The sequence below is a fragment of the Mitsuaria sp. RG genome (assembly GCF_028369275.1).
GTDB lineage: Bacteria > Pseudomonadota > Gammaproteobacteria > Pseudomonadales > Pseudomonadaceae > Aquipseudomonas > Aquipseudomonas peradeniyensis.
Genome location: NZ_JAQMYQ010000018.1, coordinates 64,818 through 91,161, shown reverse-complemented (window position 1 = coordinate 91,161; position 26,344 = coordinate 64,818). Strand labels below are relative to the sequence as shown.

The window sequence follows — 26,344 nt, the reverse complement described above, 5'->3', positions numbered from 1 at the left end:
CCGTCGCACGTTGCAGAAAAAACCCCGGGCCTGTCCCGGGGTTTTTGCTTTTGCCAGAGCGGCCTACTAGGGTATAACGCGCAGCGTTGTCATAAGGTCAGAGGATGTGAACCGTGGAAGAAGTGATCGAACAACTCCGTGAAGCCAACGAGCCGGTACCGGTGCCGCTGGAGCTGCCGGACGAGGATCAGCTGGTCGAGATCGAGGAAGAGCTGTTCATCAACATCCCGTTCGTGTTCAAGGAATACCTGCTGACCGTCAGCGACGTGGTGTACGGTAGCCTCGAGCCGGTGACCGTGACCGATCCGCAATCCCACACCTACCTGCCGGAAGTGGCGGCCAACGCCTGGGACGCCGGTGTGCCCCGCGATCTCATTCCCATCTGCCAGGACGGAGACGACTACTACTGCGTCGAAGAGGACGGCACCGTGGTGCTGTGGTCCGGCGAAGAAGAAATCGTCACCGAGGAAAGCTGGGAATCGGTCTGGCACTGGGCACGGGATGTCTGGCTGGAAAGCTGAATGAGAAATACCCGCATAAAGTGATGGCTTATAGCTACCAATCACTCGTAGAATCGCCAGGCTCTCTGCGCCTGGCGACACTGCTACCGCTCCATCCCCTCGGACGACGGTGAAATCTTGCGCAGAAAGCGTTAACCGCCCGCTCAGTGCGAATGATCGCGGCTGTTCTCCAGCGTCTCCAGCAACGCCACCTGCATCCGCGTATGCACCCGGATCAACCAGCGCCACAGCAGCGCCACCACCACCGCCGCCACCACCACGATGACCAGCAGCAGTTCGCTGGTCGGCAGGATGCTTGCCGACAAGGCCGACAGCAGCAGGAAGATCACCAGCAGTGACAGCAGCGGAATCACCTCGGCGATCACCCGCCGTACCCGCTGGGTATGCCGCCCGGCCATCTCGGGCTTGACGCCCATCTCCGCCAGCAGCATCGACAACGCCTTGAGCTTGCGATACGCCGCGATCAGGAACGGCAGCGACAACAGCAATGCCGCGCCCCAGATCATCGCCTTCTGCTGGCCGGCGTCCGCCACCCACTCGCTCAACCAGCTGCCGATGCGCCCGGCGAAGTAGCCGCCACTGAAGAAGATCGCGATCACCAGCGCCAGGTTGACCCCGACTTGCAGCAGAATGCGTCGGATCATCGCCGCCAGCATGGCCCCCTCGCCCTGCGGCTGGATGCTGCGCAACCACTCGCCGTACAACGACAGCACCCGTGCCACGCGGCTCGGCACCACCTTGCCCAGCCTGATCGACAACGGATCGGCGGCACGGATCAGGTACGGTGTCAGCAAGGTGGTGATGGCCGACACCGCCACTGCGACCGGATAGAGAAAGTCACTGGTGACCTGCAGGGTCACCCCCAGGGCGGCGATGATGAAGGAGAACTCGCCGATCTGCGAAAGCCCCATCCCCACGCGCAACGAGGTGCGCCCGTCGTTGCCGGCGATGAACGCGCCCAAGCCGCAGGAGAGCATCTTGCCCAGTACCACCGCCAGGGTGATGACCACGATCGGCCAGGCGTACTCGACCAGGATCGACGGGTCGATCATCAAGCCGATGGCGACGAAGAAGATGGCGCTGAACAGGTCGCGAACCGGCTCGATCAGGCGCTCGATCTTCAGCAGCTGGCGCGACTCGGCCATGATCGCACCGATCAGGAAGGCGCCGAGCACCATGCTGTACTCGAGCTTGACCACCAGCAGGCAGAAGCCGAAACACAGGCCCAGCACGGTGATCAGCAGCATCTCGTTGCTTTCGAATTTCGCCACGTAGGCCAGCAGCCGCGGCACCAGCAGGATGCCGATGACCAGCGCGACGATCATGAACAGCGACAGCTTGCCCACGGTGGAGAACACTTCGCCGGAGCTCACCGAGCCACTGACGGCGATGCCCGACAGCAGTGCGATGATACCGATGCCGAGGATGTCCTCGACGATCAACACGCCGAAGATCAGCTGGGCGAAACGCTCGTTCTTCATCTTCAGGTCGTTGAGCGCCTTGACGATGATGGTGGTCGAGGAGATCGCCAGGATCGCCCCGAGGAACAGCGAATCCATGGTGTTCCAGCCGAACCAGCGACCGATCTCGAAACCGATCCAGATCATCAGCACGATTTCCAGGAAGGCCGCGATGAAGGCCGTGGCGCCGACCTTGAACAGCTTGCGCAGGCTGAACTCCAGGCCCAGGCAGAACATCAGGAAGATCACCCCCAGCTCGGCCAGGGTCTTGATGGTGTCTTCGTCGTGGATCAGGCCGAACGGCGGCGTATGCGGGCCGATGATGAAACCAGCGACGATATAACCCAGCACCACCGGCTGCTTGAGGCGATGAAAGAGGATGGTGACCACCCCGGCAACCAGCATGATCACCGCCAGGTCCTGGATGAAGCTGATGGCATGCATGGCGTGATACTCCTTGTTTTCAGTGCTCGGGGCGAACCGCTCCTCTGCCGGACGATCCTTCGGCGCGGAGCAGGCACATACTCTTGTGATAGACGCAAAAGCCCACGTTGCATGGGCGTCGTCAGGTTAACATCGCGCCTTGCCACAAATTGCCGATGCAATATGCAGAAACAGATCGGCCGATTCGACACCGCCGATGGCAAGATTGGCGTGACGATGGAGCGTCAGCCGACGTCCCGTACCAGGATGGGAAACCTCAACGAGGGGAAACAGAAGTGTCTGCAGATACCCGCCCCGAATCCGTGCAAATTCACCGTGAGCTCTCTATGGAACCTGGAAACGCCCAGCTGACCATGACCGTCCTGATGACACCGGACATGGCCAATTTCTCTGGCAACGTACACGGCGGCACCCTGCTCAAGTACCTCGACGAAGTCGCCTATGCCTGCGCCAGCCGCTATGCCGGCACTTATGTGGTGACCCTGTCGGTGGACCAGGTGATTTTCCGCGAACCGGTGCATGTCGGCGAGCTGGTGACCTTCCTCGCCTCGGTCAACTACACCGGCAACACCTCGATGGAGGTGGGCATCAAGGTGGTCACCGAGAACATCCGCGAGCGCTCGGTACGCCACTCCAACAGCTGCTTCTTCACCATGGTCGCGGTGGACGACGACCGTCGCCCGGTGAAGGTGCCGCCGCGCCAGCCGCAGAGCAGCGAGGAGAAGCGCCGCTTCCTGCAAGGCCAGCAACGCCGCCAGATCCGCCAGGAGCTGGAACAGCGTTACCAGAACCTCAAGGCTGATTCGATCTAGTACATCAGGCGCTGCGCCTCGAAGCGCACCCGTGGATGGGCGATGCGATCCTGGGCCCGCACCAGCTGCAGTTCATAGCTGGTACAGGCCTGGGTTTCCAGCAGCACCTCATGTACCGCGGCGGCGGTGAATTCGAAAGCCTGCAACCAGTCGTCACCCAGCAGCACGCGGGCGAGGAACAGCCCGGAGGTCAGGTCGCCCACGCCCACCGGCTGGCGTGGGAAGGCCAGCAAGGGCCGGCGCAGGTGCCAGCTGGCATCACGGGTCACCAGCAGCATCTCGAAGGTGTCGTCCGCCCGCTGTGGATAATTCAGGTGCTTGACCAGCACCACCTGCGGCCCGCGCTCCAGCAACCCGCGCGCCATGCTCACGCAATCGTCCAGGGACTGCGCGCGACGGCCACAGAAGCTATCCAGCTCGAGCTGGTTCGGGCACAGGATATCGGCCTTGGCGACGGCCTCCTCGAGCAGGAACTCGCTGACCTCTGCCGGTACGATGCAGCCCTTCTCGGCATGCCCCATGACCGGGTCGCACAGGTACAAGGCCTTGGGATTGACCGCCTTGATCCGCTCGACGCCGGCCAGGATCGCCCGCCCCTGCTCGGCACTGCCCAGGTAGCCCGACAACACCGCATCGCAGTGGCCCAGCTCACCGATATTGGAAATGCCTTCCACCAACGCGGGAATTTGCGCTGGGGCAAGCACTTCCCCAGCCCACTGTCCATACTGAGTATGGTTGGAGAACTGTACGGTGTTGAGCGGCCAGACGTTGACCCCAACCCGCTGCATGGGAAACACCGCGGCGCTGTTTCCGGCGTGTCCAAAGACCACGTGGGACTGAATGGCGAGCAGGTGCGGCGTACGTTTCATGCGGGACGATTCCGAAACTGTGTGAATAAGTGTGCGGCCCGCAGTATGAACCCGATTGCCATCTGTACGACAGGCCAGAGACGCAGTTAAGCTGGATCGACCTGTCTGGAGCTTACGCAAATGCTGACCCTGGAAAACCTCTTCGTCCTGATGCTGGTGGCGACCGCAGGCGCCTGGCTGTGGCACAACCACGGGCTGCGCGAAAAGGCCCTGGCACGGGTCAAGCAGCATTGCGCCAAGCTCGACCTGGAACTGCTCGACGACGCCGTGGCGCTCAAACGCATCGCCTTCGTGCGTGACGCCAATGGCAGGAAGCGCCTGGCGCGCATCTACAACTTCGAGTTCACCGTCACCGGTGAACAACGCCACCCCGGCACCGTCACCCAGTTCGGCGCCCACACCATGCAGATTGAACTCGCGCCCTATCCGTTCGAGATCAAGACCCCGCCGCGTACCAACAACGTCATCGAGATGCAGCAGTGGCGCCAGGAACATAACCGCTGGCGCAATTGATCAACGGATCAGCTGGCAGCCGCCGATGGCCGCTTGCAGGGCCTGCAAGGGTTGCGGTCGATCGAAGATCAGCTCGATACGCGAGTCCTTGCGCCATTCGCTGGAACGCCACTCCAGCGTCCCGCCTTCCAGGCCGTTGAACGACTGCCAGCCTTCCGTGCTGTGGATAACACCCTTCGCCCGGCGCCACACCCATTGCTCGAGAACACCGCGCAGCACCGCATTGTCGAGGCATTGGTCGGGATGCCAGCGCCAGCCGACGCTCCAACCTCCCTCCCCCTGCTGAAACTGGCAGATCGGCTGTCGTGGATCGGTCCACAGGGTGGGCAACGGCACTGCACCGTTATCCACAGGCAGGCTGCCAAGGTCGAGAGTGCCTACTGCTACGGGGGTTGAAACAGGCAATACAGCAAGCGGCAGTACCCCGTGATCCGTCCAGCATGACGGTATTGCGGGTAGTGATGCAGTTATCAACAAGCGTTCGGCTTCATCCACAACGCTCGCCTTGTTGAACACCAGCATCCCCGCCTTCGCCAGTGCCTGGTGCTGAGCCTCAGGCAGGACGCCGCCCCGGGACAGGGCTGCGGCATCCAGCACCATCAGCAGTGGCTGGACCGACAGTACGCCAGTCCAGGGTGGGCGTCCCAGTTGCTCCAGCAACTCGAGCGGGTGACCAAGGCCGGACGGTTCGATGAACAGACGGTCCGGGCGCGCCTTGCGCAGCAAACGGCCAAGCCCCACCTGGAACGGCGCGCCATTGACGCAGCACAAGCAGCCTCCCGCCACTTCACCGATGGCGATGCCCACCTCGTCGCGGCTGAGCAAGGCGGCATCGAGGCCGACCTGGCCGAACTCGTTGACCAGCACGGCCCAGCGCTCGCCGGCTGGACGCTGCTCCAGCAGGTGGCGGATCAGGCTGGTCTTGCCGGCGCCGAGGGGGCCGGCGATCACATAGGTGGGAATGTCCTGCAGCATGGCTCGGTATCGGGGGGGATTGATGGCAGTCTATACCGCCGGGCCCCGCGATTCATGCCAACCAGTCCAGGCTCAGCAACAATCGGCGCTCCCCGGCAGGCGTCAGCGGTGATCGGTGCACCAATCCCGCGCCCTCGTTGCCCAGCCACTTCTCGCCCTTGAGCAGGGCCACCTCTCCCGCCGTCAGGCGCCGAACGTTATCCACAGGTGGTAACGACTGCTGCAAGCGCGCGCGATCGATCGCTCCCTCCGCCAGCCATTCGCTGCCCGCGCCGGCATAGGTGCTGAGCAGGCGCACCGGCACATGGTCCACATGCATGCGCGGACACATCGCCCCGTCCAGTACCCGCACGCGTACACCGAGACGACGGGCTCCCAGCAGGCAGGTATAGGCGGCCACCAGCCAGGCCACATCCGCGACGAAACCGTCATAGCCGTGCAGATCAGCGGCCTCCCTGAGCAAACCGGGCAAGGCCGGCGGGTGGCGTTCATCCACCTCGATCACCCGCTCATCGGCCAGGGATTGGCCAAGGCTGAGCACCAGGTTGGCGAAGTCCTCCACCTGGGCCGGCAGGCGGCGCTGCCAGACCGCCAGGTTGACGCCGTCCTGAAGAATGTCGGTCATCACCTGGGGCGATTCACCGAACACCTGGCGGATATCCACAGTCATGCCACCGCGTCCTCGTGCCAGGCACCGAAAGGATCGGGTAGCCGCAGCCAGGCCATCGGTCCAGTTTCCATCTCCTCGTCCGTGAGCAGGCAGGCCTCCAACTCTGTGGATAACCGCTGGAAGTCGATGTTCTGCCCGATGAACACCAGTTCCTGGCGGCAATCGCCGCTTTCCACCGACCACTGCTTGAGGATCGCCGCGGTGTTCTCTTCGTCCTGCGGCCATTGCTCGCGTGGCACGAAGCGCCACCAGCGCCCCGCCAGGCCGTGACGCATCATGCCACCGGCCTGGGACCAGCTCCCGGCCTCCTGATACTTGCTGGCCAGCCAGAAGAAGCCCTTGGAACGCAGCAACCGGCCGTTGCTCCAGGGCGTGTGGATAAAATCGAAGAAGCGCTGCGGGTGAAACGGCCGACGAGCCTGCCAGGTGCTGGCGGCGATGCCGTATTCCTCGGTTTCGGGTACATGCTCGCCCCGCAGTTCGCGCAGCCACCCCGGAGCCTGGGCTGCCTGGTCGAAATCGAACAGGCCGGTATCGAGGATGCGCGACAGCGCCACCTGGCCCATCACCATCGGCACGATCTGCGCCCGGGCATTGAGGCTGCGCAGGATGGCCACCAGCTCCTCGCGGGCAGACTGGCTGATCAGGTCGATCTTGCTCAGCAACAGCACGTCGGCGAATTCGACCTGCTCGATCAACAGGTCACTGATCGAGCGCTCGTCCTGCTCACCCAAGGTCTCGCCACGGCTGGCGAGACTCTCGGCGGCCTGGTAGTCACGCAGGAAGTTCAGCCCGTCGACCACGGTGACCATGGTGTCCAGGCGCGCCATGTCGGAGAGGCTGCGCCCCTGTTCGTCGCGAAAGGTGAAAGTCTCGGCAACCGGCAGCGGCTCGGATATTCCGGTCGACTCGATCAGCAGGTAATCGAAGCGGCCCTCACTCGCCAACCGCGCCACCTCTTCCAGCAGGTCCTCGCGCAAGGTGCAGCAGATGCAGCCGTTGCTCATCTCCACCAGTTTTTCTTCCGCCCGGTTCAGGCTGACGTTGCGCTGGACCTCGCTGGCATCAATGTTGATTTCACTCATGTCGTTGACGATCACGGCGACGCGCAGGTTGTCGCGGTTGCGCAGGACATGGTTGAGCAGCGTGCTCTTGCCGGCGCCGAGGAAGCCGGACAGCACGGTGACAGGGAGACGGTTGGGCATGACTAACCTCATCGGGCAGGCGCATTCGAATCGATGCATTGCATAATGTTATATTATAACAATACAATTTCGCCAAGCCGTGTCGACCGAACGGTTGTCTGGAGAGCGTCATGAAATCATCCGGCCTCGCTGCCTTGCTGCTGCTCGCAACACCCACGCAGCTCTTCGCCATGCCTCACACCGACCTCGCTCTGTGCACCCGCAGCGCGACCTTGCTCGCCTGCCAGGATGGCCAGGGCAACTACTACAGCGTGCGTACCGAAGGCAGCACCTTTTACCTGCGAGGCTACGAAGTAGCAGGCAAGCGCCTGTGGGCTCAGACCAACAGCCGCTACGGCACGCTGACCTTCTTCACCGGGCTGGCCAGCGACGGTGAAGCCTGGGTGGGCTACAGCCGTCGCATCGGCTGGACCACCCTCAACCGTGTCTCCAGCTCCAGCGGTCAACGCTTCAACCTGCACTGCAGCCTTGTCGGCGGTTGCCGCTGACTGCCATCACTTCAGGATTCTTCCATGTCTAGCCTTGCCCTTCCCGACATCGCCGCACAGAGCAGCCAGCAGGCACTGCCGCTGGACTGGGTCGGCATGTGCGGTATCGCCCTGCCGCTGCTGGTCGACGGACGCAGCCTCGGCGCCCACGCCGATGCCGGCGTGAGCCTGGATGACGGCTCAGCCCGGGGCATCCACATGTCACGGTTGTACCTGGCGCTGGAAGCGCTGGAACAGCAAGCCTTGAGCCCACGGCTGATTCGCCGGACGCTCGAGCACTTTCTCGCCAGCCACGAGGGCCTTTCGAACACCGCCTACCTGCGTCTGGCGTTCGATCACCTGCTCAAGCGCCCGGCGCTGGTCAGCCCGCTGGCAGGCTGGAAACGCTACCCGGTGAGCATCGAAGCCCAGCTGAAAGATGAAATGTTCCACGTGGAACTATCGGTGCACATTCCCTACTCCTCGACCTGCCCCTGCTCGGCGGCGCTGGCCAGGCAACTGATCCAGGCACAGTTCGACCGGGACTTCGCTGATCAGTCGCTGGAGCGGGAACGTGTTCGCCAATGGCTTGGCAGCAGCGACGGCATCGTTGCAACACCCCACAGCCAGAGGAGCCTGGCCAAGCTGCAGGTCCGCCTGGACGGCGACGCGTTCAGACTGACTGAGTTGATCGAGACAGCGGAGGCAGCCTTGGGCACGGCCGTACAGACGGCAGTGAAGCGCGCCGACGAGCAGGCCTTTGCCCTGGCCAACGGACAGAACCTGATGTTCTGCGAGGATGCCGCCCGCCGCCTGCATGCGGCCTTGCGAACGCTAGCGGGCGTGAGCGGCTTCAGCGTGCGCGTGGAACATGCAGAGAGCCTGCATGCCCACGACGCGGTGGCGGTCAGTCGTTATCGCTGGTGACAGATCAGGTACGCGGCTTGACGGTTCCACAGTCATTCCCAAGCCACACCGCCCGGGTGTCCATGCTGCCCTGCTGCTGGACCCCGGAGGCATTGAAGGTGCCGTTGACCTTGGTCAGGAACTCCCGGTCGCTGAGGAAGGTGGCCTGGCCGTTGCCCTGGGCCTTGGGGCAACTGAACTGGAATTTCCAGACATTGCCATTGCGCTCGGTGATCTTCTGCGTGCACCCCGACTGCGGATCCTGCAGCGGAATGTCATTGGTCTTGACCTGCTCCGCAGTCAGGCACGAACGCACCCCCTTGCCCCCCACCGTGATGCCCTGCTTGGCCAGGGCACCCTCCATCATCGCCCGTTGCTCGGGCGGCAGGTTCTTCAACTGACCGAGCATGAACTCCATGTCCGGCAACGGCTTGCCATCGACCTGCATGTTGCTGGTGGTCAGTTCCCACAGGCCGGGTTGCAGCATCTGCGCATGAACCAGCGGGCTGCCCAGCCCCAGTACCAGGGCGAGCAGTGGCAGACGAATCTTCATGGATGAAAGCTCCTCGAAATACCGGCTCCGGCCGGACTGAGCCGTTAGACGTCAAAATCGCCTGTGGGTTGCAGGCATACCCTCGAACGTGGTCTGTTAGCAGCAGTGCTCTCGGCAAGCAGGATGCGTATGGATTTCCACAGCCCCTACTTCTTCGGTTACTTGCTCGGCCTGATTCATCTGCTCGGCCTCATCGCCGCGCTGCATGCGGTGTTCACCGTGCGCACCGCCCAGGGTGCGATCGCCTGGGCCATGTCACTGCTGTTCATCCCCTACCTCACCCTCATCCCCTACCTGGTGTTCGGCGCCCGTTCCTTCTACGCCTATATCCAGGCGCGGCGCCAGGCCAACCAGGAAATGCACGTGGCCATGGCCAACCTGAACTGGCGGCCCTGGGTGGAGGAAGCGTTGACCGCCCGCGAGTCCGACAGCTACGCCGCCCTGCGCGCCATGCCCAAGCTGGGGCGCATGCCGTGCCTGGCCAACAACGAGGTGAAGCTGCTGATCGATGGCGCCGCCACCTTCGAGGCGATCTTCTCGGCCATCCGCACCGCGCGCGACACCGTGCTGGTGCAGTTCTTCATCATCCATGACGACGCCCTCGGCCGGGAGTTGCAGCAACTGCTGCTGCGCAAGGCCGCCGAGGGGGTGCGGGTGTTCGTGCTGTACGACCGCGTCGGCAGCCATGCCCTGCCAGCCAGCTACAGCCAGGTGCTGCGCGACGGCGGCGTACAGATCGAAGCGTTCGCCACCCGGCGCGGCTGGTTCAACCGCTTCCAGGTCAACTTTCGCAACCATCGCAAGATCGTCGTGGTCGATGGCCTGCTCGGGTTTCTCGGCGGCCATAACGTAGGGGACGAGTACCTCGGGGCGCACCCCAAGCTGTCACCCTGGCGCGACACCCATGTGCAGATCGGCGGTCCGGTGCTGGCCTGCCTGCAGGAGTCCTTCGCCGAGGATTGGTACTGGGCCACGCGCCAGCTGCCGCCGCTGATCCTGCCCGACGTCTACCCGGAGAACGGCGTGCTGTGCCAGGCCTTGGCCAGCGGCCCGGCCGATCCACAGGAAACCTGTGCGCTGTTCTTCCTCGAGGCGATTCACTCGGCCACCCGACGGGTCTGGATCACCAGTCCCTATTTCATCCCCGACGAAGCCATCTTCGCCGCCCTGCGCCTGGCAGTGCTGCGGGGTGTCGACGTACGCATCCTGATTCCCTCGCGCCCCGACCACCGCATCGTCTACGCCGCCTCCAGCCTGTTCGCCTTCGAGGCGGTGCGCGCCGGGGTGCGCATGTTCCGCTACCTGCCGGGCTTCCTGCACCAGAAGGTGGTGCTGGTTGACGATGAGGTCAGCGCCATCGGCAGCGCCAACCTCGACAACCGCTCGTTCCGGCTGAACTTCGAGATCACCCTGCTCACCGTGGACCGCGCTTTCGCCGACCAGGTCGAACGGATGCTGGAGAATGACTTCGCGCAGGCCCGGGAGATCACCGCGGAGGACAGCCGCGACACCCACCGCCTGCAACAGCTGGGGATGCGTATCGCACGGCTGATTTCACCGATCCTGTAGCCCGGCGAGCCTTGTCGGCACGCCGGGCTAGCCGATCAGCGATAGAGGTCCTCACGGGTCCACGGCAGGTCGTGGTGGCCGTCGGCGTAGGGCTTCACCGCGAGAATCTGGTGCAGGTTGATCCAGCCCTTGGTGAAGGCGTAGGCGCAACCGGCCAGGTACAGGCGCCAGATACGCAAGGTCTTCTCCGGCACCAGCGCGGCGGCGCGGTGCAGCTGGTTCTCCAGGTTCTCGCTCCAGTGGTTGAGGGTCTTGGCGTAATGCAGGCGCAGGCTCTCGATATCGACCACCTCCAGGCCCGCCTCGCAGATCCGCGCCGTGATCATCGAGATATGCGGCAGCTCGCCGTGGGGGAACACATAACGGTCGATGAAGTCCCCCGCGCCACGGCCAACCGGACGACCATCGACGTGCTTGGCGGTGATGCCATGGTTCATCACCAGGCCACCTTCACGCACCGCGCCGAACAGCCGCTGGCAATACAGCTCGAGGTTGGCATGCCCGACGTGTTCGAACATGCCGACGCTGACCGCCTTGTCGAAGCGACCATCCTGAGGCAGGTCGCGGTAGTCGAGGATCCGCAGGTCGACCTTGTCGGCCAGGCCCTCCTCCTTGACCCGTTGGCGACCGAGCTTCAGCTGCTCCTTGCTCAGGGTGATGCCAAACACCTTGGCGCCGTACTCGCGGGCGGCGAATCGCGCCAGCCCGCCCCAACCGCAACCGACATCCAGCAGGTAGTCGCCGGCCTGCAGGCGCAGCTTGCGGCACAGGTGGTCGAACTTGTCCTGCTGGGCCTGGGCCAGGGTGTTATCCGGCTCCTTGAAGTAGGCGCAGGAGTAGACCATGTCCGGGTCGAGCCACAGTTGGTAGAAATCGTTGGACAGGTCGTAATGGTAGGAAATGGCTTCGGCATCGGTGCGCTTGTCATGGGACGTGCGCTCCGGCAAGAACTCGTCTTCATCCTTGAGCAAGGCTTCGCTGAGCTCGTCGCAGACCCGAATCACTTCGCCGATATCGCCTTCCAGCTCCAGCTTGCCCTCGACGAAGGCAGAGCCAAGCTCTTCCAGGTTCGGGTGGGTGAGCTGGGCGATCAGCTGGGGCTCCTTGACCAGGATGGTGACCTGCGGGCTCGGCCCCAGATCGAACTGGTTGCCGTCCCACAACTTGACGCGCAAAGGTAAGTGCAGGCTCTGCAATGCGGGTGGAAGTTGCGCAAGCATTCATGACCCTCCCTTTCATTGATACGGGACGTCAGGCCTCAAGGTGTCGGACGTCACCGGATCAGGGTAGTTCATTCGTGCGAAGTTTCCGTTAATCGCGACCATAGTCTAGAACTATCTGGTCCGGGCCGCACAACAGATTGTATACAATTTGCATATCTCAGACTAACCTTGTGCCCCTCTTCGCTTCCTCACACTCTCGGAGTAACGAAACCCATGAAATCCTATGACGTGGTGATCATTGGCGGCGGCCCCGGCGGCTACAACGCAGCGATCCGCGCCGGCCAGCTGGGCCTGAGCGTGGCCTGTGTCGAGGGTCGCCCGACCCTGGGCGGTACCTGCCTGAACGTCGGCTGCATGCCGTCCAAGGCGCTGCTGCATGCATCCGAGCTGTACGAGGCGGCCAGCGGCGAAGAGTTCGCCCACCTGGGGATCGAGGTCAAGCCGACCCTCAACCTGGGCCAGATGATGAAGCAGAAAGACGAAAGCGTGACTGGCCTGACCAAGGGCATCGAGTACCTCTTTCGCAAGAACAAGGTCGACTGGGTCAAGGGCTGGGGCCGCCTGGACGGCGCCGGCAAGGTGGTGGTCAAAGCCGAGGACGGCAGTGAAACCACCCTGCAGGCCAAGGACATCGTCATCGCCAGCGGTTCCGAACCCACGCCGCTGCCTGGCGTGACCATCGACAACCAGCGCATCATCGATTCCACCGGCGCCCTGTCGCTGCCCCAGGTGCCCAAGCACCTGATCGTGATCGGCGCCGGCGTGATCGGCCTGGAGCTGGGTTCGGTGTGGCGCCGCCTGGGTGCCGAAGTGACGGTGATCGAATACCTGGACCGCATCTGCCCGGGCACCGATGAGGAAACCGCCAAGACTCTGCAGAAGGCCCTGGCCAAGCAAGGCATGACCTTCAAGCTCGGCAGCAAGGTGACCCAGGCCACATCCAGCGCCGACGGCGTCAGCCTGACCCTGGAGCCCGCCGCCGGTGGCAACGCCGAAACCCTGCAGGCCGACTACGTGCTGGTGGCCATCGGTCGCCGTCCTTATACCAAGGGCCTTAACCTGGAAAGCGTGGGGCTGGAAACCGACAAGCGCGGCATGCTCGCCAACGACCATCACCGCAGCACGGTCCCGGGTATCTGGGTGATCGGCGACGTCACCTCCGGCCCGATGCTGGCGCACAAGGCCGAGGACGAAGCGGTGGCGTGCATCGAGCGCATCGCCGGCAAGCCCCACGAGGTCAACTACAACCTGATCCCCGGCGTCATCTATACCCGCCCGGAATTGGCCAGTGTCGGCAAGACCGAGGAGCAGCTCAAGGCCGAAGGCCGTGCCTACAAGGTCGGCAAGTTCCCCTTCACCGCCAACAGCCGGGCCAAGATCAACCATGAGACCGAAGGCTTCGCCAAGGTTATCGCCGACGCCGTCACCGACGAGGTGCTGGGCGTGCATCTGGTTGGCCCGAGCGTGAGCGAGATGATCGGCGAGTTCTGCGTGGCCATGGAATTCTCGGCCTCGGCCGAGGACATCGCCCTCACCTGCCACCCACACCCGACCCGCTCCGAGGCGCTGCGCCAGGCGGCGATGAATGTGGATGGGAAAGCGATGCAGATCTGACGCAAAGCCTTGCGTTAAACCGTGTGGGAGCGGCTTTAGCCGCAAAGCAAGCGATTCGGTGGATGGCACCGGCTTCGCCGGTGTTCGCGGCTAAAGCCGCTCCCACAGGTACTACGCCAACCTGTCGGAGCGGCCTTGCCCCACGAGTGCTCGACCTAGCCGTGGGCCAGTTGTTTATCCACACCCTCACGGAAGCGCGACGCCAGGAATGGCGTGATATCCAGCGGTAACGCCTCGTTGTGGACAACCTTGTCCAGCAACACACCGGTAATCGCCGACGTGAGGATTCCTGTACGGAAATGTCCACAGGCATTGAAATAGCCCTGCACATTATCCACAGGCCCGAGAATCGGCAGCTCGTCCGGTGACCCCGGGCGCAGGCCGGCCCAGGTGCGCTTGAGGTTCACCTGCGCCAGCTGCGGCACGCAACGAATCGCACCCTGCACCAGGCCGCTGATTTCCGGGAAAGTATTGCTGACATCGAAGCCCTTCTCTTCCGTGGTACTGCCGATCAGGATCTCGCCATTGTCCTTCTGCGCCATGTAGCAATCGCTGGTGGTGATGCAACCATCGAGCAGCTTGGGCAGGCGTTCGGTCAGCACGATCTGGCCCTTCACCGGCTTGACCGGAATGCTCTCCCCGGTCGCCCATTCGCTCAGCTCGGCGGCCCAGGCGCCAGCGGCATTGATCAAGGTGGCGCAATGGAACTCGCCGGCCTCGGCGGTGCGCACGCCCTTGATCCGCGAGCCTTCATGCAGCACGCCGGTGATGTTCACGTTCGGGTACAAATCGACGCCGTTCTGCCGCGCCGCCTCCATGTAGGCATCGCCCAGGCGGAACGGGCTGACCTGATGGTCGCAGAGAAACTCCAGCGCGCCATTGGCCTTGAGCGTCACCGCCGGCTCCGAGGCCCGCAGCGCGTCGCGGTCGAGCCAGCGTACCTGGTCGGCCAGGTGCGGGATCTGTTTGACGATGTGCTCGGCGTACAGTTGGTCTTCTTCATCCTGGATGATGTACTTGAGCCCGGTGCGTTCGAACTTGAAGTCCATCCCGTGGCGCTCGATCAGCTCCTGGTGCAGCTGTGGATAAAGCGCGTTGGACTGCAGGGCGAAGTCAAAGAAGCACTCCGGCAGGATGTGCGGCGTGCTCGAGTCAACCACCACCGCCGCGCCGTTGGCCTCACGCTTGTTGCGCGAGGACATCATGCGAAAGAAGATCACCCCGCAGCCCAGTCCCACCGACTCGCCGATGGCCCACAGGCCGCCGGCCGAGGCACGGGTGGCGTTGCCCGGGCGCTTGCAGTCGATCAGGGCGATCTTCAGGTTGTGCCGCTTGGACAGCTGGTAGGCACAGGACGCGCCGATCACGCCGCCACCGGCAATGATGATGTCGTAATGCTTGTTCATGCTCAGGCCTCCGTGCCGAGTTGTTCGAATGCGGAAAATGGGATCGGGTCCACCGGGAAGCGCGGGCGCAGCCAGCCCACGTCCGGACGTCCAGTGGCGCTGCGCAAGCGGTCGCTGCAGTAGCCGACGCACATGCGCCCCTGGCAGTCGCCCATGCTTACCCGGGTACGCATCTTCAGGCTGGCCATGTCCTCCACGCCCTGCTCCAGGGCCAGGTCGATCTGATCGCGAGTGACGTTTTCGCAACGGCAGATCACCGTGTCGGCCTGAGGCAGCTGGATCTGCGCCGCGCCGCGCGCGGTGTAGCGTTCCACCCCAGAGCGGAAGCGCTTGATCGCCGCCAGCTTGCCGAGGAAACGCTCACGGCGCTCGATCGCCTGCTCGGCATCGAGCTTGCCCATCTGCTGCAGCATCGACACCGCGGCGATACGCCCAGTGAGCATCGCTGCCTCACCACCACGAATACCGGCCATGTCGCCGGCCAGGTGAATGTTCGGCTGGCTGCTCTGCTGCCACACGTTGCACTCGGCGCGCAGGTAGCCGTCCTCGCTGAAACCATGGGCCAGGCCCAGTTGCTGGCTGAGCTGGGTCCGCGGAATGAAGCCGTAGCCTACCGCCAGGGTGCGCACCTGCTCGCGCTGGATGCGGGTCATGTCCGGCTGCCAGTCCTGGGTGTAAGGGGCGACCTGGACCTCCTGCAACTCGCCGTCACCCGTGGCGCCCACCACGCCCCAGCCATAATGCATGGGGATGCCGTTGAGCTTCATGTAGGCCAGCATGCTCAGGCCATCGAGGAACAGCTGCGGCTTGTTCATCAACGCCAGGCTTTCCTTGGCGATACGGTTGAACGAGCAGGCTTCGTACACGCCGGCTACCTTGGCGCCGGCGGCGTGCAGCTGGCAGGCGACCAGCGGCAGCAACGGCCCGGTACCGGCAATCAGCGTGCTGCCCAGTGGCTTGACCACGCCGCTCTTGATCTGTAGCTGCAAGCCGCCGAGCAGGATCACACCGGGCAAGGTCCAGCCGGGGAACGGCACGTTGCGCTCGTGGCATCCGGCGGCCAGCAGCAGGTGCGAGTAGTCGATCTCGTGCAGTTGCTCGTCAGCGTCGAGGACCATCAGCCGTTGATCGTCCCCGCCCACCACGCGATGGTTCAGGCGCAGGTCGATGCGCTCGGCGCAGGCGGCGAAATCTTCATGCAGCTTGGTCAGGGCCTTGGTGTAGCGCGGCCCCAGGTAGCCCAGGTCGACACCCGCGCGCAGCGGGCCACGATAGACCACGCCACCGGGGCGCGAGGCCTCGTCGAACAGCAGGCAATCCACGCCATGTTCGGCCAGCTCGATGGCGGCGCCCATGCCGGCCGAACCACCACCGACGATCACGGGACGAAGGCTCATGGGTGGGCCTCCTCTTGCACGCGGTTGACCTCGGTCTCGATGCTCATGCCCGGCTTGACGATGGTCTGGCAGGCGCGACGCTTGGGACGACCATCGATCTGCACCAGGCAGCAATGGCAGACGCCCATGCCGCAGTAGGCACCGCTGAGCTGGCCATGATCGTTACGCGCCAGCTGGCGCAGGCCAACGGCGTTGAGCACGCTGAGTACGGTTTCGCCGGCACTGGCGACCGCAGGCAGGCCATTGACCAGCAGGGTCATTTCAGCGCCTTCCAATGGCTGGATATCGTGCTTTCGTTGCAGCGTCTGCATTTCCTGTCGTCCTTGATGACTGATGGGTCGGGCGACGTTAGGGCAAACAACGAGGGAAAACATTGATCCATGCCAGAGGCACGTTTAAGAAATGTCCTACAGCGACAGACGTACAATCGCGTAGGACAAGAGCGCTACAAATCCATTGTCGAACACTCAGAAATAAAAAGCCCCTGGCGGACCAGGGGCAATCGGTAGCCTTGCTTCGACAGCCGTGGGGTTACTCCACCGTCACCGACTTGGCCAGGTTACGCGGCTGGTCGACGTCGGTGCCCTTGAGCACGGCGACGTAGTACGACAGCAGTTGCAGCGGAATGGTGTAGAGGATCGGCGCCAGCGCATCGTTGATGTGCGGCACGTTGATCACATGGGTGCCCTCGCCGTTGCTCATGCCGGCGTGCTCGTCGGCGAACACCACCAGCTCGCCGCCACGGGCGCGCACTTCCTGCAGGTTCGACTTGAGCTTCTCCAGCAGCTCGTTGTTCGGCGCCACGGTCACCACCGGCATGTCGTTGTCCACCAGCGCCAGCGGGCCATGCTTGAGCTCGCCTGCCGGGTAGGCTTCGGCGTGGATGTAGGAGATCTCCTTGAGCTTGAGCGCGCCTTCCATCGCCACCGGATACTGGGCACCGCGGCCGAGGAACAGGGTGTGGTGCTTGTCGGCGAACAGCTCGGCGATCTTCTCGACCACGCCATCCATCGCCAGCGCTTCGCTCAGGCGGGCCGGCAGGCGACGCAGCTCGTCCACCAACTCGGCTTCGACACCAGCTTCGAGGGTGCCGCGCACCTGGCCGAGGGCCAGGGTCAGCAGCATCAGCGACACCAGCTGGGTGGTGAAGGCCTTGGTCGAGGCGACGCCGATCTCCGGCCCGGCCAGGGTCAGCAGGGTCAGGTCGGATTCGCGCACCAGCGAGCTAATGCCCTTGTTACAGATCGCCAGGCTGCCGAGGAAGCCCAGCTCCTTGGCGTTGCGCAGGGCCGCCAGGGTGTCGGCGGTTTCGCCGGACTGCGAGATGGAGACGAACAGGGTGTCCGGCTGCACCACCACCTTGCGGTAGCGGAATTCGCTGGCCACTTCCACCTGGCATGGGATGCCGGCCAGGCTTTCCAGCCAGTAACGGGCGACCATGCCGGCGTGATAGCTGGTGCCGCAGGCGACAATCTGCACGTTGCGCACCTTGGCGAACAGCTCGGCGGCCTGTGGACCGAAGGCCTGGACCATCACGTGGTCCTTGCCCAGGCGCCCTTCCAGGGTACGCTGCACCACGGTGGGCTGCTCGTGGATTTCCTTGAGCATGAAGTGGCGGTAGTTGCCCTTCTCGGCGGCTTCGGCGCCTTCGTGGTACTGCACCGTCTCGCGCTGGACCGGATGACCGGCCTGATCCCAGATCTGCACCTGGTCACGGCGGATCTCGGCGATATCGCCTTCTTCCAGGTACATGAAGCGGTCGGTGACCTGGCGCAGGGCCAGTTGGTCCGAGGCCAGGAAGTTTTCGCCAAGGCCCAGGCCGATCACCAGCGGGCTGCCGCTGCGGGCGGCGACCAGGCGGTCCGGCTGGCTGGCGCTGATCACTGCCAGACCATAGGCGCCGTGCAGGCGCTTGACCGCGGCCTTGAGCGCGTCGGTCAGGTCGGGAATGCCCTTGAGCAGGTGGTGGATCAGGTGGACGATGACTTCGGTGTCGGTCTGCGAGACGAAGACATAGCCCAGGCCCTTGAGCTCTTCACGCAGCTCTTCGTGGTTCTCGATGATGCCGTTGTGCACCACCGCCACGTCGTGCCCGGAGAAGTGCGGGTGGGCATTGGTCTCGGTCGGCGCGCCATGGGTCGCCCAACGGGTATGAGCGATGCCCAGCTGACCGGCCAGCGGATCGGCGCTCACGGCGCCTTCCAGCTCGCTGACCTTGCCGATACGGCGGCGACGCTCGAGCGCGCCTTGCTGGTTCAGGACGGCCAGGCCGGCGCTGTCATAACCACGGTATTCCAGGCGCTTGAGGCCTTCGATGAGGATGGCTGTGATATTGCGCTCGGCAACGGCACCAACGATTCCACACATAAGATGTTGCTCCTAGCTGATAGCGGCGCGGATAAGGGTGATGCCGCGGGCTTGAATCCGGTCGCGCGCCTCGGCGGGCAGGCGATCATCAGTAATCAGGGTGTTGACGCTGCCCCAGGGCAGCTCGAGGTTGGGGATCTTGCGACCGACCTTGTCCGACTCGACCATGACGATCACCTCGCGCGCCACCTCGGCCATGACCCGACTCAGCCCCAGCAGCTCGTTGAAGGTGGTGGTGCCACGCTCCAGGTCGATGCCGTCGGCACCGATGAACAGCTGGTCGAAGTCGTATGAGCGTAGTACCTGCTCGGCCACCTGGCCCTGGAAGGACTCAGAGTGCGGGTCCCAGGTGCCACCGGTCATCAGCAGCACGGGCTCATGCTCCTGCTCGCTGATGGCGCGGGCCACGTGGAGCGAGTTGGTCATCACCACCAGGCCTGGCTGGCGCCCGAGCTGTGGGATCATCGCTGCCGTGGTGCTGCCGCTGTCGATGATGATGCGTGCATGCTCGCGAATGCGATCGACCGCTGCCCGGGCGATGGCCTGCTTGTAGAGGGACACCGGCTGGACCGTATCGCCCAACAGCTCCTGGGGCATGGTCACCGCGCCACCGTAGCGGCGCAACAGCAGACCGTTGGCCTCCAGGGCGTGGAGATCCTTGCGGATGGTCACTTCGGAAGTTTCGAAACGCTTGGCCAGGGCATCGACGCTCACCTCGCCCTGCTCGTTGAGCAAGGCCAGGATGTTGTGGCGGCGCTGAGGGGTATTTCGTTTCGACATGTCGGCTTTAAGTTTCGATTCGAAAGATAAGTATTGCAATCAAAACCTAAGATGGACGATTCGTCAAGTTTATCTCTGCTTCGGCACGGTCCCTGTAGGAGCGGCCTTGTGCCGCGATGGGGCGCGCAGCGGCCCCAATGGAATTCACCTTGGCACCCAATAAAAAGCCGGCTTATTCACATAAGCCGGCTTTCGATCGAAAGCGCTGTGGATAACTCAGCTCTTCTTGATCTTCTCCGGCCGCTTCCAGCCTTCGATGTTGCGCTGGCGCGCACGGGCCACGCCCAACTGCCCGGCTTCAACCGTCTGGGTGATGGTCGAGCCCGCCGCGGTAGTGGCCCCCGCCTGGATTTCCACAGGTGCCACCAGCGAGTTGTTGGAACCGATGAACACATCCTCGCCCATCACCGTACGGAACTTGTTGGCGCCGTCGTAGTTGCAGGTGATGGTGCCAGCACCGATATTGGTACGGGCACCGACCTCGGCATCACCCAGGTAGGTCAGGTGACCGGCCTTGGCGCCCTCGCCCAGGTGCGCGTTCTTCAGCTCGACGAAGTTACCCACATGGGCACGAGCTTCCAGGACGCTACCTGGACGCAGACGGGCGAACGGGCCGGCATCGCTGCCCTCGCCCAGCACCGCGCCTTCAAGGTGGCTGTTGGCCTTGACCACCACGCCCTTGCGCAGGGTGCTGTCCTTGATCACGCAGTTGGGGCCGATCTGCACGTCGTCCTCGATCACCACCTTGCCTTCGAGAATGACGTTGATGTCGATCAGCACGTCGCGGCCGACCGTCACCTCGCCGCGTACATCGAAGCGCGCCGGATCACGCAGCGTGACACCCTGGGCCATCAGGCGGAGGCCTTCACGCAGTTGATAGTGACGCTCGAGCTCCGCCAGCTGGCGGCGGTCGTTGGCGCCCTGCACTTCCATCGGGTCGTGGGGCTGCTCGGTGGCGACCACCAGGCCATCGGCCACGGCCATGGCGATCACGTCGGTGAGGTAGTACTCGCCCTGGGCATTGTTGTTGGACAACCGGCCCATCCAGTCGGCCAGGCGTGCGGCAGGCATGGCGAGGATGCCGGTGTTGCCTTCCTTGATTGCCTTCAGCGCTTCGCTGGCATCCTTGTGCTCGACGATCGCGGTCACGTTGCCCGCCGCGTCACGCACGATGCGGCCGTAGCCGGTCGGGTCCTGCAAGGTCACGGTGAGCAGCCCGAGCTGCTGCTCGCTAACCTTGGCCAGCAGGCGCTGCAGGGTGTCCACCTCGATCAGCGGCACATCGCCGTACAACACCAGCACGGTATCGGCGGTGATGGCCGGCAACGCCTGGGCCACGGCATGGCCGGTGCCCAATTGCTTGTCCTGCATGACGAAGTTCAGATCGTCGGCTGCCAGGCGCTCACGGACCAGCTCGGCGCCATGGCCGATTACCACGTGAATACCTTCGGGCTGCAACTGGCGTGCACTGTGGATAACGTGGCCGAGCATGGAATTGCCGGCGACCGGGTGCAGTACCTTCGGCAGCGCGGAGCGCATGCGGGTGCCTTGGCCTGCGGCGAGAATGACGATATCGAGGGACATTGACTGGCTACCAATCCTGGGCGGTCAGGGACGTGACCGAAGGGGAATTTCAGAAAAAGAAAAAGGGTAGCCGAGGCTACCCTTTAACTCAATCGCAACGGCAGTAAGCGGCCAAGGCCGGATTACTTGCCTTTGCGCAATTGCTGGACAGTACGCAGCTGAGCTGCAGCCTCGGCCAGACGTGCGGCAGCAGCGCCGTAGTCGAAGTCCGAGCCTTTAGTGTTCAGCGCGTTCTCGGCAGCCTTGAGGGCTTCCTGAGCCTGAGCTTCGTCCAGGTCGGCAGCGCGCTGCACGGTGTCGGCAAGAACCTTGACCATGTTCGGCTGCACTTCGAGGAAGCCACCGGAGATGTAGAACACCTCTTGAGTGCCACCCTGCTTGGTCAGCGTGATCGGACCAGGCTTGAGATTGGTGATCAGCGGCGCGTGGCCCGGAGCGATACCAAGATCACCCAGGTTACCGTGCGCGACTACCATCTCGACCAGGCCGGAGAAGATCTCTCCTTCCGCGCTGACGATATCGCAATGGACTGTCATAGCCATCTGCTTGCCTCAACCTGATTAGCGCCCCTTGCGGGGCGCCGGGATTACAGTTTCTTGGCTTTCTCGATCGCTTCGTCGATGCTGCCGACCATGTAGAACGCTTGTTCTGGCAGGTGGTCGTAGTCACCTTTGAGGATGCCGCTGAAGCCAGCGATGGTGTCCTTGAGCGAAACGTACTTGCCTGGCGAGCCGGTGAAGACTTCGGCCACGAAGAACGGCTGCGACAGGAAGCGCTGGATCTTACGAGCGCGGGCAACCAGTTGCTTGTCGGCTTCGGACAGTTCGTCCATACCCAGGATCGCGATGATGTCCTTCAGCTCTTTGTAGCGCTGCAGAACATACTGAACGCCACGAGCGGTCTCGTAGTGCTCGGTGCCGATCACGTTCGGGTCCAGCTGGCGCGAAGTCGAGTCCAGTGGGTCGACCGCTGGGTAGATACCCAGGGAAGCGATGTCACGGGACAGAACGACGGTGGCGTCCAGGTGGGCGAAGGTGGTCGCTGGCGACGGGTCGGTCAGGTCGTCCGCAGGTACGTATACGGCCTGGACGGAGGTGATCGAACCTTCTTTGGTCGAAGTGATACGCTCTTGCAGAACGCCCATCTCTTCGGCCAGGGTCGGCTGGTAACCTACTGCCGAAGGCATACGGCCCAGCAGTGCGGATACTTCGGTACCGGCCAGGGTGTAACGATAGATGTTGTCGACGAACAGCAGAACGTCGTTACCTTCGTCACGGAACTTCTCAGCCATGGTCAGGCCGGTCAGCGCTACGCGCAGACGGTTTCCTGGTGGCTCGTTCATCTGACCGTAGACCAGCGCTACCTTGTCGAGAACGTTGGAGTCCTTCATCTCGTGGTAGAAGTCGTTACCCTCACGAGTACGCTCACCCACACCAGCGAACACGGAGTAACCGCTGTGTTCCATGGCGATGTTACGGATCAGTTCCATCATGTTCACGGTCTTGCCGACGCCGGCACCACCGAACAGACCAACCTTACCACCCTTGGCGAACGGGCAGACCAGGTCGATAACCTTGATGCCGGTTTCCAGCAGGTCGTTGCCGCCCGCCTGGTCGGAGAACGAAGGCGCTGGCTGGTGGATACCGCGACGCTCTTCTTCGCCGATTGGACCGGCTTCGTCGATCGGGTTGCCCAGGACGTCCATGATACGGCCCAGGGTTGCCTTGCCGACAGGTACCGAGATGGCAGCCTTGGTGTCGACGACATCCAGACCGCGCTTCAGACCTTCGGTCGAGCCCATCGCAATGGTACGAACCACGCCGTCGCCCAGCTGCTGCTGAACTTCCAGGGTGGTTTCCGCGCCTTGTACTTTCAGCGCGTTGTAAACACTCGGCACGGCATCACGTGGGAATTCCACGTCGATGACGGCGCCGATGATTTGAACGATACGTCCGCTACTCATAGCTGGATCCTCTGAATTTTTGAACCGTTAAACCGCGGCAGCGCCGCCGACGATTTCCGAGATCTCCTGGGTGATCGCAGCCTGACGCGCCTTGTTGTAGATCAACTGAAGCTCTTTGATCAAATCACCGGCGTTGTCTGTGGCGTTTTTCATGGCGATCATCCGGGCCGCTTGTTCAGCAGCGTTGTTCTCGACCACCGCCTGGTAGACCTGCGACTCCACGTAACGCACCATCAAGCCGTCCAGCAGCTCTTTTGCGTCGGGTTCGTACAGGTAGTCCCAGTGGTGCTTGAGTTCCTGATCCGGGGTTGCCACCAACGGTACCAATTGCTCGACCGTCGGTTTTTGGGTCATGGTGTTGATGAACTTGTTCGAAACCACCGAGAGGCGATCGATGCGGCCGTCCAGGTAGGCGTCCAGCATCACCTTGACGGAGCCGATCAGATCATTGATCGATGGCTCTTCGCCCAGATGGCTGATCGCGGCTACGACGTTACCGCCAAAGATGCGGAAGAAAGTCGCACCCTTGCTGCCGATCACGCACAGGTCGATTTCAACGCCCTGTTCGCGGTTTTCGTTCATGTCCTTGACCAGGGCCTTGAACAGGTTGGTGTTCAAGCCACCGCACAGACCACGGTCACTGCTCACCACGATATAACCAGCGCGCTTTACAGGGCGCTCGATCATGAACGGGTGGCGGTATTCCGGGTTGGCGTTGGCCAGATGACCGATCACCTGGCGGATACGCTCCGCGTAAGGACGGCTAGCAGCCATGCGCATTTGTGCCTTGCGCATCTTGCTGACCGCCACTTTCTCCATGGCGCTGGTAATTTTTTGCGTGCTTTTGATGCTCGCAATCTTACTGCGAATCTCTTTTGCGCCTGCCATGTATCACCTATCAGGTTAGCAAGCGGGGGCCGGAGCCCCCGCTGCGGCTTACCAGGTCTGGGTGGCCTTGAACTTCTCGATACCGGCTTTCATGCCAGCGTCGATTTCGTCGTTGAAGTCACCCTTCACGTTGATCTTCGCCATCAGTTCGGCGTGATCACGGTTGAAGTAGGCGATCAGCGCTTGCTCGAAGCTGCCAACCTTGGAGACTTCTACGTCGGTCAGGAAACCACGCTCAGCGGCGTACAGCGACAGGGCCATGTCGGCGATCGACATTGGCGCGTACTGCTTCTGCTTCATCAGCTCGGTAACGCGCTGACCATGCTCCAGCTGCTTGCGGGTAGCCTCGTCCAGGTCCGAAGCGAACTGGGCGAATGCCGCCAGTTCACGGTACTGGGCCAGGGCGGTACGGATACCACCGGACAGCTTCTTGATGATCTTGGTCTGGGCGGCACCACCAACACGGGATACCGACACACCGGCGTTAACGGCAGGACGGATGCCTGCGTTGAACATGGCCGATTCCAGGAAGATCTGACCGTCGGTGATCGAGATCACGTTGGTCGGAACGAACGCGGAAACGTCGCCAGCCTGGGTTTCGATGATCGGCAGAGCGGTCAGCGAGCCAGTCTTGCCGGTTACGGCACCGTTGGTGAACTTCTCGACATACTCTTCGGAAACGCGCGATGCACGCTCCAGCAGACGGGAGTGGAGATAGAACACGTCGCCTGGGTACGCTTCACGTCCTGGTGGACGGCGCAGCAGCAGGGAGATCTGACGGTAGGCAACGGCCTGCTTGGACAGGTCATCGTAAACGATCAGGGCGTCTTCACCGCGGTCACGGAAGAACTCGCCCATGGTGCAGCCGGCGTACGGGGCCAGGAACTGCAGTGCGGCGGATTCCGAGGCGCTGGCAACGACCACGATGGTGTTGGCCAGGGCGCCAGCTTCTTCCAGCTTGCGAACGATGTTGGCAACGGTGGAACGCTTCTGGCCGACTGCAACATAAACACAGAAAATACCGGAGTCTTTCTGGTTGATGATGGCGTCGATGGCCATGGCGGTCTTGCCGATCTGACGGTCACCGATGATCAGCTCGCGCTGGCCACGGCCGACAGGGATCATGGCGTCGACGGACTTGTAGCCAGTCTGTACAGGCTGGTCTACCGACTTACGCCAGATCACGCCTGGAGCTACTTTCTCGACCGCGTCGGTCTGGGTGTTGCCCAGAGGACCTTTGCCGTCGATCGGGTTACCCAGTGCGTCGACGACGCGACCCAGCAGTTCCTTACCAACCGGAACTTCCAGGATGCGGCCGGTGCACTTGGCGCTCATGCCTTCGGCGAGGGTGTCATAGGCACCCAGGATCACTGCACCTACGGAGTCTTGCTCCAGGTTCAGGGCCATGCCGAATACGCTGCCAGGGAACTCGATCATTTCGCCGTACATGACGTCGGCCAGACCGTGGATCCGCACGATGCCGTCGGAAACCGAAACGACGGTACCTTCGTTACGGGCTTGGGAGCCGACATCGAGGTTGTCGATGCGGCCCTTGATGATTTCACTAATTTCGGAAGGATTGAGTTGCTGCATTGCTCTGCTGCCCCTTCAAACTCAAGATTTCAAGGCTTCGGCCAGTTTCGCGATCTTGCCGCGAACCGAACCGTCGATTACCAGGTCGCCAGCGCGGATGACGACGCCGCCGATCAGGCTGGCATCCTCCGACGCGTGCAGGCGCACTTCCTGGCCTAACCGTGCACTGAGAACCTTGGCGAGTTTGTCTTGCTGTTCTTGGTTCAACGCAAAAGCACTGGTGACTTCCACGTCCACGGACTTCTCTTGCTCGGCCTTGTACAGGTCGAACAGAGTCGAAATCTCCGGCAGAAGCAGGAGACGTTCGTTTTCCGCGGCAACATGAATGAAATTCTGTGCCTTGGCGTCAAACTTGTCACCGCACACTTCAATGAATGCGGCGGCCTTTTCTGCGCTAGTCAGTTGCGGGGCCTTGAGCAGGCGCTGCATGGTGTCGTCTTGCGACACCGCAGCAGCCAGGCCGAGCATGGCTGACCAATTGGCCAGTTGCTGATGGGCCTGGGCATGCTCGAAGGCAGCCTTAGCGTAAGGTCGGGCCAACGTGGTCAGTTCTGCCATGATCGCC

25 protein-coding genes are annotated in these 26,344 nt (G+C 62.8%); 7 read left to right on the top strand and 18 right to left on the bottom strand.

The genetic code is table 11. The features are described 5' to 3' along the window. Nucleotides 1–113: 113 nt before the first annotated feature. On the top strand, nt 114–521 hold the full coding sequence (locus POF53_RS12530; RefSeq protein WP_028689999.1) for an SMI1/KNR4 family protein: 408 nt from the start codon (nt 114–116) through the stop codon (nt 519–521). A 143-nt stretch (nt 522–664) separates the two neighbouring features. Here the strand turns inward: POF53_RS12530 and POF53_RS12525 are convergent, their stop codons facing one another. Then, complete coding sequence (locus POF53_RS12525) at nt 665–2,425, bottom strand: cation:proton antiporter (protein ID WP_203649317.1); 1,761 nt, start codon at nt 2,423–2,425, stop codon at nt 665–667. A 326-nt stretch (nt 2,426–2,751) separates the two neighbouring features. Here POF53_RS12525 and POF53_RS12520 point away from each other — a divergent pair, with 326 nt between their 5' ends. Next, nucleotides 2,752–3,237, top strand: a complete 486-nt coding sequence (locus POF53_RS12520; protein ID WP_050707577.1) for an acyl-CoA thioesterase — start codon at nt 2,752–2,754, stop codon at nt 3,235–3,237. On the opposite strand, the gene pdxY is transcribed toward POF53_RS12520, so the two are convergent. Next, nucleotides 3,234–4,106 (bottom strand): pyridoxal kinase PdxY, encoded by an 873-nt coding sequence (gene pdxY / locus POF53_RS12515; protein ID WP_498967930.1) that lies wholly within the window; start codon nt 4,104–4,106, stop codon nt 3,234–3,236. The two genes, POF53_RS12520 and pdxY, sit on opposite strands and share 4 nt — an antisense overlap. A gap of 120 nt (nt 4,107–4,226) precedes the next feature. On the opposite strand from pdxY, the gene POF53_RS12510 reads away from it, so the two are divergent. Next, nucleotides 4,227–4,619: a DUF3301 domain-containing protein gene (locus POF53_RS12510; RefSeq protein ID WP_498967928.1), complete on the top strand. Its 393-nt coding sequence runs from the start codon at nt 4,227–4,229 to the stop codon at nt 4,617–4,619. Here the strand turns inward: POF53_RS12510 and POF53_RS12505 are convergent, their stop codons facing one another. The 3 genes from POF53_RS12505 to zigA are packed head-to-tail and all read right to left on the bottom strand — an operon-like array spanning nt 4,620 to nt 7,469. Then, nucleotides 4,620–5,594 (bottom strand): CobW family GTP-binding protein, encoded by a 975-nt coding sequence (locus tag POF53_RS12505; protein WP_498967926.1) that lies wholly within the window; start codon nt 5,592–5,594, stop codon nt 4,620–4,622. A 52-nt stretch (nt 5,595–5,646) separates the two neighbouring features. Next, nucleotides 5,647–6,264, bottom strand: coding sequence for a DUF1826 domain-containing protein (locus tag POF53_RS12500; RefSeq protein ID WP_203649304.1), 618 nt, complete (start codon nt 6,262–6,264; stop codon nt 5,647–5,649). Then, complete coding sequence (gene zigA, locus POF53_RS12495) at nt 6,261–7,469, bottom strand: zinc metallochaperone GTPase ZigA (protein WP_498967923.1); 1,209 nt, start codon at nt 7,467–7,469, stop codon at nt 6,261–6,263. Before zigA ends, POF53_RS12500 begins: the two co-directional genes overlap by 4 nt. A gap of 110 nt (nt 7,470–7,579) precedes the next feature. On the opposite strand from zigA, the gene POF53_RS12490 reads away from it, so the two are divergent. Together POF53_RS12490 and folE2 are read left to right on the top strand one after the other, a co-directional pair. After that, nucleotides 7,580–7,957 carry a glutamine synthetase gene (locus POF53_RS12490; RefSeq protein ID WP_203649300.1) on the top strand — a complete coding sequence of 126 codons (378 nt, stop codon included), beginning with the start codon at nt 7,580–7,582 and terminating at the stop codon, nt 7,955–7,957. Nucleotides 7,958–7,981: 24 nt separating this feature from the next. Further along, nucleotides 7,982–8,863, top strand: coding sequence for a GTP cyclohydrolase FolE2 (folE2, locus tag POF53_RS12485; RefSeq protein WP_498967921.1), 882 nt, complete (start codon nt 7,982–7,984; stop codon nt 8,861–8,863). Nucleotides 8,864–8,867: 4 nt separating this feature from the next. Here the strand turns inward: folE2 and POF53_RS12480 are convergent, their stop codons facing one another. Then, nucleotides 8,868–9,395, bottom strand: coding sequence for a DUF3617 domain-containing protein (locus tag POF53_RS12480; protein WP_050707585.1), 528 nt, complete (start codon nt 9,393–9,395; stop codon nt 8,868–8,870). A gap of 129 nt (nt 9,396–9,524) precedes the next feature. Between POF53_RS12480 and cls the strand changes: the two genes are divergently transcribed. Beyond that, nucleotides 9,525–10,964, top strand: a complete 1,440-nt coding sequence (cls, locus tag POF53_RS12475; RefSeq protein ID WP_498967919.1) for a cardiolipin synthase — start codon at nt 9,525–9,527, stop codon at nt 10,962–10,964. A 35-nt stretch (nt 10,965–10,999) separates the two neighbouring features. Here cls and cfaB read toward each other — a convergent pair whose 3' ends face one another. Then, on the bottom strand, nt 11,000–12,184 hold the full coding sequence (cfaB, locus tag POF53_RS12470) for a C17 cyclopropane fatty acid synthase CfaB (protein ID WP_110736169.1): 1,185 nt from the start codon (nt 12,182–12,184) through the stop codon (nt 11,000–11,002). Nucleotides 12,185–12,400: 216 nt separating this feature from the next. Here cfaB and lpdA point away from each other — a divergent pair, with 216 nt between their 5' ends. After that, nucleotides 12,401–13,801, top strand: coding sequence for a dihydrolipoyl dehydrogenase (gene lpdA / locus POF53_RS12465; RefSeq protein WP_498967917.1), 1,401 nt, complete (start codon nt 12,401–12,403; stop codon nt 13,799–13,801). Nucleotides 13,802–13,956: 155 nt separating this feature from the next. Here lpdA and hcnC read toward each other — a convergent pair whose 3' ends face one another. The 11 genes from hcnC to POF53_RS12410 form a co-directional block, all read right to left on the bottom strand. Next, nucleotides 13,957–15,207 (bottom strand): cyanide-forming glycine dehydrogenase subunit HcnC, encoded by a 1,251-nt coding sequence (gene hcnC / locus POF53_RS12460; RefSeq protein ID WP_096049068.1) that lies wholly within the window; start codon nt 15,205–15,207, stop codon nt 13,957–13,959. Nucleotides 15,208–15,209: 2 nt separating this feature from the next. After that, nucleotides 15,210–16,604, bottom strand: a complete 1,395-nt coding sequence (gene hcnB / locus POF53_RS12455) for a cyanide-forming glycine dehydrogenase subunit HcnB (protein WP_186712253.1) — start codon at nt 16,602–16,604, stop codon at nt 15,210–15,212. Further along, the gene (gene hcnA, locus POF53_RS12450; protein WP_050707591.1) at nt 16,601–16,915 is read right to left on the bottom strand and encodes a cyanide-forming glycine dehydrogenase subunit HcnA; all 315 of its coding nucleotides are present in this window, start codon (nt 16,913–16,915) and stop codon (nt 16,601–16,603) included. The genes hcnB and hcnA overlap by 4 nt, the downstream gene beginning before the upstream one ends. A gap of 220 nt (nt 16,916–17,135) precedes the next feature. Beyond that, nucleotides 17,136–18,971, bottom strand: coding sequence for a glutamine--fructose-6-phosphate transaminase (isomerizing) (glmS, locus tag POF53_RS12445; protein ID WP_254463967.1), 1,836 nt, complete (start codon nt 18,969–18,971; stop codon nt 17,136–17,138). A gap of 12 nt (nt 18,972–18,983) precedes the next feature. After that, on the bottom strand, nt 18,984–19,751 hold the full coding sequence (locus tag POF53_RS12440) for a DeoR/GlpR family DNA-binding transcription regulator (protein ID WP_498967914.1): 768 nt from the start codon (nt 19,749–19,751) through the stop codon (nt 18,984–18,986). A gap of 216 nt (nt 19,752–19,967) precedes the next feature. Beyond that, on the bottom strand, nt 19,968–21,335 hold the full coding sequence (gene glmU, locus POF53_RS12435) for a bifunctional UDP-N-acetylglucosamine diphosphorylase/glucosamine-1-phosphate N-acetyltransferase GlmU (protein ID WP_254463965.1): 1,368 nt from the start codon (nt 21,333–21,335) through the stop codon (nt 19,968–19,970). Between the two features lie 122 nt (nt 21,336–21,457). Further along, nucleotides 21,458–21,877: a F0F1 ATP synthase subunit epsilon gene (locus POF53_RS12430; RefSeq protein WP_054893003.1), complete on the bottom strand. Its 420-nt coding sequence runs from the start codon at nt 21,875–21,877 to the stop codon at nt 21,458–21,460. 44 nt (nt 21,878–21,921) lie between these two features. Continuing rightward, nucleotides 21,922–23,298, bottom strand: coding sequence for a F0F1 ATP synthase subunit beta (atpD, locus tag POF53_RS12425; protein WP_028690019.1), 1,377 nt, complete (start codon nt 23,296–23,298; stop codon nt 21,922–21,924). 27 nt (nt 23,299–23,325) lie between these two features. Then, nucleotides 23,326–24,186 carry a F0F1 ATP synthase subunit gamma gene (atpG, locus tag POF53_RS12420; RefSeq protein ID WP_028690020.1) on the bottom strand — a complete coding sequence of 287 codons (861 nt, stop codon included), beginning with the start codon at nt 24,184–24,186 and terminating at the stop codon, nt 23,326–23,328. A gap of 48 nt (nt 24,187–24,234) precedes the next feature. After that, nucleotides 24,235–25,779, bottom strand: a complete 1,545-nt coding sequence (atpA, locus tag POF53_RS12415; protein WP_038707082.1) for a F0F1 ATP synthase subunit alpha — start codon at nt 25,777–25,779, stop codon at nt 24,235–24,237. Nucleotides 25,780–25,800: 21 nt separating this feature from the next. After that, nucleotides 25,801–26,337, bottom strand: a complete 537-nt coding sequence (locus POF53_RS12410) for a F0F1 ATP synthase subunit delta (protein ID WP_023628561.1) — start codon at nt 26,335–26,337, stop codon at nt 25,801–25,803. Nucleotides 26,338–26,344: the final 7 nt, after the last annotated feature.

Excerpts from the sequence above, each read along its gene's own strand:
- POF53_RS12525 (WP_203649317.1), bottom strand. The coding sequence starts at position 2,425 with ATGCATGCCATCAGCTTCATCCAGGACCTGGCGGTGATCATGCTGGTT.
- POF53_RS12520 (WP_050707577.1), top strand. The coding sequence starts at position 2,752 with ATGGAACCTGGAAACGCCCAGCTGACCATGACCGTCCTGATGACACCG.
- pdxY (WP_498967930.1), bottom strand. The coding sequence starts at position 4,106 with ATGAAACGTACGCCGCACCTGCTCGCCATTCAGTCCCACGTGGTCTTT.
- POF53_RS12510 (WP_498967928.1), top strand. The coding sequence starts at position 4,227 with ATGCTGACCCTGGAAAACCTCTTCGTCCTGATGCTGGTGGCGACCGCA.
- POF53_RS12505 (WP_498967926.1), bottom strand. The coding sequence starts at position 5,594 with ATGCTGCAGGACATTCCCACCTATGTGATCGCCGGCCCCCTCGGCGCC.
- POF53_RS12500 (WP_203649304.1), bottom strand. The coding sequence starts at position 6,264 with ATGACTGTGGATATCCGCCAGGTGTTCGGTGAATCGCCCCAGGTGATG.
- zigA (WP_498967923.1), bottom strand. The coding sequence starts at position 7,469 with ATGCCCAACCGTCTCCCTGTCACCGTGCTGTCCGGCTTCCTCGGCGCC.
- POF53_RS12490 (WP_203649300.1), top strand. The coding sequence starts at position 7,580 with ATGAAATCATCCGGCCTCGCTGCCTTGCTGCTGCTCGCAACACCCACG.
- folE2 (WP_498967921.1), top strand. The coding sequence starts at position 7,982 with ATGTCTAGCCTTGCCCTTCCCGACATCGCCGCACAGAGCAGCCAGCAG.
- POF53_RS12480 (WP_050707585.1), bottom strand. The coding sequence starts at position 9,395 with ATGAAGATTCGTCTGCCACTGCTCGCCCTGGTACTGGGGCTGGGCAGC.
- cls (WP_498967919.1), top strand. The coding sequence starts at position 9,525 with ATGGATTTCCACAGCCCCTACTTCTTCGGTTACTTGCTCGGCCTGATT.
- cfaB (WP_110736169.1), bottom strand. The coding sequence starts at position 12,184 with ATGCTTGCGCAACTTCCACCCGCATTGCAGAGCCTGCACTTACCTTTG.
- lpdA (WP_498967917.1), top strand. The coding sequence starts at position 12,401 with ATGAAATCCTATGACGTGGTGATCATTGGCGGCGGCCCCGGCGGCTAC.
- hcnC (WP_096049068.1), bottom strand. The coding sequence starts at position 15,207 with ATGAACAAGCATTACGACATCATCATTGCCGGTGGCGGCGTGATCGGC.
- hcnB (WP_186712253.1), bottom strand. The coding sequence starts at position 16,604 with ATGAGCCTTCGTCCCGTGATCGTCGGTGGTGGTTCGGCCGGCATGGGC.
- hcnA (WP_050707591.1), bottom strand. The coding sequence starts at position 16,915 with ATGCAGACGCTGCAACGAAAGCACGATATCCAGCCATTGGAAGGCGCT.
- glmS (WP_254463967.1), bottom strand. The coding sequence starts at position 18,971 with ATGTGTGGAATCGTTGGTGCCGTTGCCGAGCGCAATATCACAGCCATC.
- POF53_RS12440 (WP_498967914.1), bottom strand. The coding sequence starts at position 19,751 with ATGTCGAAACGAAATACCCCTCAGCGCCGCCACAACATCCTGGCCTTG.
- glmU (WP_254463965.1), bottom strand. The coding sequence starts at position 21,335 with ATGTCCCTCGATATCGTCATTCTCGCCGCAGGCCAAGGCACCCGCATG.
- POF53_RS12430 (WP_054893003.1), bottom strand. The coding sequence starts at position 21,877 with ATGGCTATGACAGTCCATTGCGATATCGTCAGCGCGGAAGGAGAGATC.
- atpD (WP_028690019.1), bottom strand. The coding sequence starts at position 23,298 with ATGAGTAGCGGACGTATCGTTCAAATCATCGGCGCCGTCATCGACGTG.
- atpG (WP_028690020.1), bottom strand. The coding sequence starts at position 24,186 with ATGGCAGGCGCAAAAGAGATTCGCAGTAAGATTGCGAGCATCAAAAGC.
- atpA (WP_038707082.1), bottom strand. The coding sequence starts at position 25,779 with ATGCAGCAACTCAATCCTTCCGAAATTAGTGAAATCATCAAGGGCCGC.
- POF53_RS12410 (WP_023628561.1), bottom strand. The coding sequence starts at position 26,337 with ATGGCAGAACTGACCACGTTGGCCCGACCTTACGCTAAGGCTGCCTTC.